Genomic DNA, 2,611 nt, shown 5'->3' on the forward strand with positions numbered 1-2,611 from the left:
TTATCGATGTTCTGGAAGATTACGAGGATTCTCATACCAGGGATCGGCATGCTGAAAGCTTGTTCAAAACCTTTTTATGAAGGACAACAATCCCATTTAGTTGCCCTGTATCCTACATACAAAAACTCTCCACCTGTCCCCATAGGCGGGCGCGCCTATCGCGCCCTAATCGAGTTATGCGGCTACTATTATTGGTGCTGTCGAATTTACTTCCGAGGCCTATGAGCTGCAAGCAAGCAGCTCCTTCACTATCGTATTTTCCAGCTCAAGTTCTACTTTAACTTACCCGTCCAACCGCATTGGCCGCATACGAAAAGAATCCGGTCACTAATGTGCCGATAGTCCGTACGCTCCGGTCTTTTCATAGGTGTCCGCGAATACATGCCACCCTCGTTAAGGCTATGTGCAATCTTGATCTCGCTTCCAGGGCAATCCGGGCATGTCAAGGTTTTTCTGATTTTTTCCAAAAAAAGAGTAACTTTTTCATGGGCCCCATTTAGGAGTACCAATATCTGTGTGGTGACTTTACTAGTTAAATAAAAGTAGTATTAAGGGGCCGAATCAAATAATTGAACTGGTCTACTTACCGTAGTTCAAATATTTGTACGGGGGATGCTTTTCCGTTGATTTCCCTAACCGGGCAATCAGCAAGGGGTGAATTTTGATTACTCATTTCGTTATCACTCGGAATGATGTGGAAAATAGGGTTTCCTCAACCCGAACCCGACAACTAACCTCGGAGGCAATACAATTCAGGAGGAATACACACATGTTCAAAAAAACCATTTTTACCAAGGGAGTCATTACCCTTGCCAGTGTCATTGCATTAACAGGAGTTGGACAAGCATCTGCATTTGCAGCAACCAACGATGGATCTATGGTATCATCTTCACAAACTGTCGCAAGCACTCAACAAGCAGTAGGGCTTAATAAACTAATTCAAACGGGTAAAACACAACTTGGCGTTAAATGGCGTCATGGCATGCAGCGACCGGGTTATGGTTTTGATTGCTCGAATTTCACTTCCTGGGTATATAAAAGTGCACTAGATATAAAATTTTCCAGTTCATCGCGCCAACAACGCTACAACAGCAGTATTGGCCGTCAGGTGATACTTGATTCTAAAGACAAGTTCAAAAATCTGCAAGTTGGAGACTTGTTGTTCTTTAAGAACTCGGCCGATCCTGGTGATGGTTCATTAAACCGGTCTACAAGCGGCGGTGGTGGTCATGTCGGTATTTATGCAGGTGTAGTCAACGGCAAGCATTACATTCTCCAAGCCGGTGGTGGACGTGGTAAAGTAACGTTTGAACCGATGGAAGGTACATGGTTCCAACGATCTCTGGTATACGCAAAAAGAATCAAATAATTCGTTTGTGATCAATTCTGTACAAGTCTTTTAATAAGTTTCCCTTACTTCAGACAAATATATACTGTTCCATGCTGATGGGGTTGATCCGACGGTTATTTTCTGAGGATCAGCCCTTCATTTTTTTAAGGAGCCATCAGGCTCCTCTACACCATGTCTAGTTAAGGGCCGCTGAGGATACAGGGGCGGCTTTCTCTATCTGTTGGCTCGGAACGGAATCGAACCGCAGCACAATTCATGAGTGTTAATACAATGCGTTCCAGCCTGATGGTAATGCCATTCTACCGGGGGCCGCCAGTTCCTCCATGCCTCATAATAAGAGGATGGCCTTCCTAACATGAGCTGGACTGCCCGTTCCCCTTCCGATCGAATGGCACGCGCCTGGTCAGCAGAAATCTTGCCGATGGCAACAGCCTTCTCGAAATCAGCTTCATCCTTCCATGACCATTCCGATCGATCCGAGTTCACAGTAATGTCGAGCAAGTAATCTGTGGTGTCGAAACCTACTGGAATTCGGCGAAGAGGTTCCTGAAGATTAATGTACCAGCCCCAGAATTGATGATCCTCGCCCCACATGGCGTAAACGGCGTGAGCTGCTCCGGGCGAAATAAGCATAAGTAAGTGCGCTCCTCCCCATGAATCATCACGAAGGCTATCCGAGGACTCTGACGTTACATGAAGGAGATTCCCACCCGACTTGAGAGGATAACCAGGACCCCAATACAATACGATCAAGTCAAGGGTATCCTGTACTGCGGTAGCTGTAGTGACCCTATATATTTGGTCATTCCATATGCGTCGTAGAACAACTGTATCGCCAGGATTAAACCGGGAACTGTTCATCATAGACATCTCCAACCTAATTGATTCATTCTCATCATCATCTACATATTTCTCCAACTCGGAGAACCCGAGGCTTTTATACAATCTTAGTGACCGTTCATTAAAAGTATATATACCATTTACAAGCAATCGTTCTCGCCCTTGTGACCGTGCGTACTGGATCAGTAACGATAGAATCCTCTTCCCTAATCCTATTGAACGGTAGTTTCCATCTCCTATAACAATGGGCAGACAATCGGTACATACTGCCGCATCCCCGATAGCTTTCCAGCGACCGGATTCTTGAACTTCGATAATGAACACTTCACCCTTGTTCAATAAGTAGGTGTACATTTGTTCCACTTTCTCGGCATCGTATGGACTTGAAGCAGCAGCGCCCCCTTCTGAATAATATAAGAC

At 45.3% G+C, this 2,611-nt stretch carries 2 protein-coding genes and 1 riboswitch; of the genes, one reads left to right on the forward strand and one right to left on the reverse strand.

Features of this window, described 5'->3' with window-relative positions:
• Positions 1-574: 574 nt before the first annotated feature.
• Positions 575-761, forward strand: a riboswitch (cyclic di-AMP (ydaO/yuaA leader).
• Positions 762-769: 8 nt separating this feature from the next.
• Positions 770-1,369, forward strand: coding sequence for a C40 family peptidase (locus tag AC1DWB_RS33365; protein WP_477545389.1), 600 nt, complete (start codon positions 770-772; stop codon positions 1,367-1,369).
• Between the two features lie 195 nt (positions 1,370-1,564).
• Here AC1DWB_RS33365 and AC1DWB_RS33370 read toward each other — a convergent pair.
• The coding region (locus AC1DWB_RS33370) for a GNAT family N-acetyltransferase (RefSeq protein WP_477545390.1) at positions 1,565-2,611 on the reverse strand (1,047 nt) is incomplete at its 5' end.

It is taken from the genome of Paenibacillus sp. P4_E11, assembly GCF_056401635.1.

Coding starts and splice junctions, on each gene's coding strand:
- AC1DWB_RS33365 (WP_477545389.1), top strand. CDS start 770: ATGTTCAAAAAAACCATTTTTACCAAGGGAGTCATTACCCTTGCCAGT.